This window comes from Shewanella sp. (assembly GCF_051658185.1).
GTDB lineage: Bacteria > Pseudomonadota > Gammaproteobacteria > Enterobacterales > Shewanellaceae > Shewanella.
The window spans coordinates 1-5,480 of the sequence record NZ_JBOFMC010000458.1 but is presented as its reverse complement, the minus strand read 5'-3'; the positions used below and the strand labels follow the sequence as shown (position 1 = coordinate 5,480).

4 protein-coding genes are annotated in these 5,480 nt (G+C 51.2%); 3 read left to right on the top strand and 1 reads right to left on the bottom strand.

Annotation, left to right across the window (positions count from 1 at the left end):
* Positions 1–807: RQC domain-containing protein (locus tag ACRCZA_RS16735; protein WP_438675505.1), on the top strand; the 807-nt coding region annotated here is incomplete at its 5' end.
* Here the strand turns inward: ACRCZA_RS16735 and ACRCZA_RS16730 are convergent.
* Positions 786–2,561, bottom strand: a complete 1,776-nt coding sequence (locus ACRCZA_RS16730; protein WP_438675504.1) for a diguanylate cyclase domain-containing protein — start codon at positions 2,559–2,561, stop codon at positions 786–788. The genes ACRCZA_RS16735 and ACRCZA_RS16730 overlap by 22 nt on opposite strands.
* Before the next feature lie 506 nt (positions 2,562–3,067).
* Here ACRCZA_RS16730 and leuA point away from each other — a divergent pair.
* Positions 3,068–4,636, top strand: a complete 1,569-nt coding sequence (leuA, locus tag ACRCZA_RS16725; protein WP_438675503.1) for a 2-isopropylmalate synthase — start codon at positions 3,068–3,070, stop codon at positions 4,634–4,636.
* 51 nt (positions 4,637–4,687) lie between these two features.
* On the top strand, positions 4,688–5,480 hold a 793-nt coding region (gene leuB, locus ACRCZA_RS16720; RefSeq protein WP_438675502.1), incomplete at its 3' end, for a 3-isopropylmalate dehydrogenase.

The following is a 5,480-nucleotide window of genomic DNA, read 5'->3' as shown; positions in this document are numbered from 1 at the left end:
CCGGCCGATATTGGCCGAGTGCGGCATTTAATCGAACAGTCGGAGCCGGGGCCGCAGCAACAGGTCGAGTTTCATAAACTGAATACCATGGCGGCTTTTGCCGAGGCGCAAACCTGTCGCCGCCAAGTGCTGCTGCATTATTTTGATGAGAGTGCGCTAGAGCCCTGCGGTAACTGTGATATTTGCCTCGACCCTCCGAAACGTTATAACGGCACTGAAGATGCGCAAAAGGTGTTGTCTTGCATTTATCGATTAGGGCAGCGCTTTGGGATCAATCACTTAATTGAGGTCTTGCGCGGCTCGAAGGCGGCGCCGCTGGTCGATAGGGGCCACGATAAACTCAGTACTTGGGGCATAGGTAAAGATAAGAGTCACGAGTATTGGTTGAGCGTGATCCGCCAATTGATCCATTTGGGACTCGCCAGCCAGGACGTGACCCGCGGCTCCTCCATTACCTTGAATCCCGCCGCAAGGCCGATCCTCAAGGGCGAGGTGGCCTTAATGCTCGCCGAGCCGCGTATTGCCTTATCTACCGTGAAGCGCAAGGTGGGGCAAGCAAAAGCGCCACTCAATTACGACCGTAAATTGTTTGCACGGCTCAAGTCGCTGCGCCGCAATATCGCCGAGCAGCAGGATGTGCCGCCCTACTTAGTGTTTAACGACGCCACGTTGGCAGAAATGGCGGCGATGCTGCCCACCAGTCCCGGCGAAATGCTGGCGGTTAACGGTGTTGGCGAGCGCAAGCTTAGCCGCTTTGGCGGTGAGTTTTTGGATGAGATCGCCGCTTATTTAGCGGGTGATCCATGATGTTGTTTGTGATCTGCGCCTTTAATCTTCCCAAGCTGATTGATACTCGCCCGCTTAATTAACGAGGCGAGCGTATCAAATTGTTGTAGTGCCGCGATACCGAAATTGACCCCATGGGTTCCTTGCCAAGGCTGCAGGGCCGCATTTAATTGCTCTGCCACTTGCTGCGCCCCTTTATTTGAGGTGTGGGGTAAGAGGATCAGGATTTCGTCGATGGAATAACGGATGAGCGTATCCTGCTCGCGCAATTTTACCAGCAGCTCCTGCTGCAAGATAGCGAGGTCAATGTGGCGTAGTTGGCTGGTATTGAGCAACAACAGGGCGAGAGGGTAGCCCCCTTGTTTGGCGCCGCTCAGTTGGGCTTCTAATTGCTGCAAAGGCGAAGGTGTCGGCGCAGGTGATTCAGGGTCAACCTTAGGGTGATGTTGTTTATCAATAAAATACCACAGCGCCATCGCCAGCAGTGCCAGCGTCAGTAGCATGTAGAGGCCGTAGCTCCAATGCCAAATTAACGGGCTGGTGGCCGCAGGAGCTCGCACCATGTCTTGTGGCTGTTGGGTATCCTGCTGATTGAGGCGGGCTTTAAATTGTAAAATCCGCGCATGACTCCTTTCTTCATAGCTGTGCTTGGCCGCCTCAAAGCGTTTCAGTAGCAGCGCGTGAGCCGCTTTAAAATCGCCTTTCTCGGCATAATACTCGCTGAGGATCCGGTAAAAATCCTCAAGATCTCCACTTAGCTGCAGTTGCTCACCCAGGGCAATGGCCGCCTGCATTAGCGATAGCGCCGCGTGTTCCTGCTGCTGCGCAAAGCGAATTTGTGCCAATAGCCGATTGGCGCGCATCAGTGCTGCGGTTTGATTTTGTTGCGTAAAGGTGTTCATGCTGATGGTGATATATTCTTGTGCATTGTCGATACGGCCCTTGTCGAAGGCTATTGAGGCCAAAATGGCGTAACTGTAGGCCAGCTCTATGGGGTTGTTGATCTCAGGCAGTAGGGTTTTGGCCTGTATCTCGAGTTGGTCGCTGTAGTCGATTTGCTGATTATCGAGGGCGATTTTCGCGGCATTGAGCAAAATAACCTGCAGCACTTTGCCCTTAGCGTCTGGACTGTGAAGAGCTTGCTCCGTGTAATGCATGGCCTGGGGGAAATTCTTGGTGGCGTGGAGTAAATTGCCCATGGTGGCATACACATAGGCCTGTGGCGGCCAGATCCAATCTTCTGCTTGGTGATGAATATCGGGGTAAATATCGATGGCAAGACGTAAGTCTTCGATGGCCGATGCATAATTATCTGCTTCGGTATCGAGTTGACCGCGTAAGCGTAGCGCGTCCACTAGGGCTTGGGGCTGCTGATAGCGATGGGCTAAGGCGATGGCGGCATCCAGCAGTGGCAGCGCCGTGTGTGTATGGTTGTTGCCAAGATGCCCATCGGCTTGGCAGATTAAAAAATAGGGGCGGACGTGATCGAGTTTAAGTTGTTTGGCCCGCGCTTCCTCTAACTGGGCAACATTGATAGCGGCTTCATTTTCGCCCAGTTGCAACAGCGCTTGGCATTTAAGTAGGCTGGTACGCAGTGTATCGCGGTCGCTGGTGCGTTGCGACCGATGTTGTTGTTCGAGGGTGGAGATTTGCGCGAGGGCAGCCGTTGGCGCTTGATACACCTGCGCAGTGAGCTCATCTAATGGGTCACTTGCCCTTGCTTGGTGCGGCAATAGCCCCAGCAGCCAGCACAGCGCCAACACGCGAAAATCCATTTTTAGCTCCCTAAAATGCGTTTTATTGAATATCCGTAATCACAACGGGCAATCATAGCGTTTTTAAATTGTTTTTTGCATAGAAAACATATTTTTCAGTACGATTGTCGTACAGGTTATCCCATGGGATGAGCATTCTACCGCCCCGGGAATGCTGCGCCTGCTATCCGTTGTTGGCCGTTATGATGGGTGAGATTGAGCGCAACGGCCTATGCACTGGCTGCAAGATGAAAAAAATGGGGGTTGACACCCTTGCTAATGCAAGTTAAATATTAACCAGTACCGTTAACCTGATTAGAATAAATAGTTAAATTAAATGAATACAATTCGCCTCTCACTCGAGCTCCTACTCCTCACTCTCGCGGGAAACACGCGGAGGTCTTAGTGTTGCACGCTCGATAAATAGGCAAAGCATTCACAAACCCCGCACCGACGTTGCGGGGTTTTTTGTATCTGAATACGGCATGAATTACATAATGAACGGTGACGTTCCACGGAGAAGCGAGATGTCTAACAGAGTCATTATATTTGATACCACCTTACGAGATGGCGAGCAGGCCTTAGCCGCAAGCTTGTCGGTCAAGGAAAAGTTGCAGATCGCCCTTGCGCTGGAACGTCTCGGGGTGGATGTGATGGAAGTCGGGTTTCCCGTCTCTTCCCCCGGTGATTTTGAGTCGGTGCAAACCATTGCTCGCACCATTAAAAATAGCCGAGTGTGCGCCTTATCCCGCGCCTTGGAAAAAGACATTGATGCCGCCGCTCAAGCGTTATCGGTGGCTGAGCAGTTCCGTATTCATACCTTTATCTCCACCTCGACCATCCATGTGGAGAGCAAATTAAAACGTTCATTCGAGCAAGTGTTGGAAATGGCGGTCGGTGCGGTGAAATATGCCCGCCGCTTTACTGATGATGTTGAATTTTCATGTGAAGATGCAGGGCGTACCCCGATTGATAATTTGTGCCGTATGGTGGAAGCGGCGATTCACGCGGGCGCGCGGACTATCAATATTCCCGATACCGTGGGTTACACGGTGCCAAGCGAATTTGGCGGTATTATTCAAACCTTGTTTAACCGCGTCCCGAATATCGATCAGGCGATTATCTCGGTTCACTGTCACGATGATTTAGGTCTATCGGTCGCAAACTCGATTACCGCTGTGCAGCATGGCGCGCGCCAAATCGAATGTACGATGAATGGTATTGGCGAGCGTGCAGGTAACTGCTCCTTAGAAGAAATCGCCATGATCTTAGCCACCCGCAAGAATTTGTTAGGGTTTGAAACGGGGATTAATGCGAAGGAAATTCACCGCACCTCAAATTTAGTCAGCCAATTATGCAATATGCCGATTCAGTCAAATAAGGCGATTGTGGGCGCTAATGCCTTTACCCATTCGTCGGGGATTCACCAAGATGGCATGTTAAAAGCGCAAAACACTTATGAAATCATGACGCCAGAAAGTATTGGTCTGAATCGCAATAACCTGAATATGACCTCGCGCTCGGGCCGTCATGTGATTAAGCATCGCATGGAGGAAATGGGTTATAGCGAACATGATTACCATCTGGATACCCTGTACGAGCAGTTTTTAAAACTGGCGGATAAAAAGGGTCAAGTGTTCGATTATGACTTAGAGGCCTTAGCTTTTATGGAGGCACAAGCCGCGGAAGATAATTTTTATCAATTACAGCAATTGGTGGTGCAATCTGACTCGACCGAAGGCGTGGCCACGGCAACCGTGCGCATCGAGGTGGGCGGTGAGATTAAAACCGAAGCCGCGACCGGCAATGGTCCCGTTGACGCCGCCTATAACGCTATCGCCCGTGCCACTGACCGCCGTATCGATATCATCAGCTACAAATTGGGGGCAAAAGGCGTAGGCCAAGATGCGCTCGGCCAAGTCGATATTACCGCGGTTTACCATGAGCAAAATTTCCACGGTGTAGGTTTAGCCACCGATGTGGTTGAAGCGTCAGCCCGTGCATTAGTGCATGTAATGAACCTGACCTGCCGCGCCGATAAGGTCGCAGATTACAAACAGAATATGCATAAAAACAGAGAGCTGGGCGGCGTATAAACCAAGCAATATCGAGCATAAAGTTTTCACATTGAAGGAGTGAGCGGGCGTATGAGTTATCAAATTGCAGTATTAGCGGGTGATGGGATTGGGCCTGAAGTGATGGCCGAGGCGCGTAAGGTGTTAAAGGCGGTTGAGGCGCGGTTTGGCCTTAATATTGAATACACTGAATATGATGTCGGCGGTATCGCTATCGACAATCATGGTTGTCCATTGCCAGAGGCAACCCTTAAAGGTTGTGAAGCGGCCGATGCCATTCTATTTGGGTCAGTCGGTGGTCCTAAATGGGAAAAACTGCCGCCCAATGAACAGCCTGAGCGTGGTGCACTGCTGCCGCTACGGGGTCACTTCGAGCTGTTTTGTAACTTACGCCCCGCTAAATTGCATGATGGCTTAGAGCATATGTCACCGCTGCGCAGCGATATTTCTGCCCGGGGGTTCGATATTTTGTGTGTGCGTGAGTTAACCGGCGGGATTTACTTTGGAAAGCCTAAAGGCCGCCAAGGTGAAGGTGAGAGCGAAGAAGCCTTCGATACCATGCGTTATAGCCGCCGTGAAATTAGCCGTATCGCACGTATCGCCTTTGAAGCCGCCCGTGGTCGGCGTAAAAAAGTGACCTCAGTGGATAAAGCCAACGTCTTAGCTTGCTCGGTACTGTGGCGCCAAGTGGTCGAAGAAGTGGCGGTCGATTTTCCCGACGTTGAGCTGGAACACATCTATATCGACAACGCGACCATGCAGTTACTGCGTCGCCCTGATGAGTTTGACGTTATGCTGTGCTCTAACTTGTTTGGTGATATTTTATCGGATGAGATCGCCATGTTGACTGGCTCTATGGGCTTAC

Coding starts and splice junctions, on each gene's coding strand:
- ACRCZA_RS16730 (WP_438675504.1), bottom strand. CDS start 2,561: ATGGATTTTCGCGTGTTGGCGCTGTGCTGGCTGCTGGGGCTATTGCCG.
- leuA (WP_438675503.1), top strand. CDS start 3,068: ATGTCTAACAGAGTCATTATATTTGATACCACCTTACGAGATGGCGAG.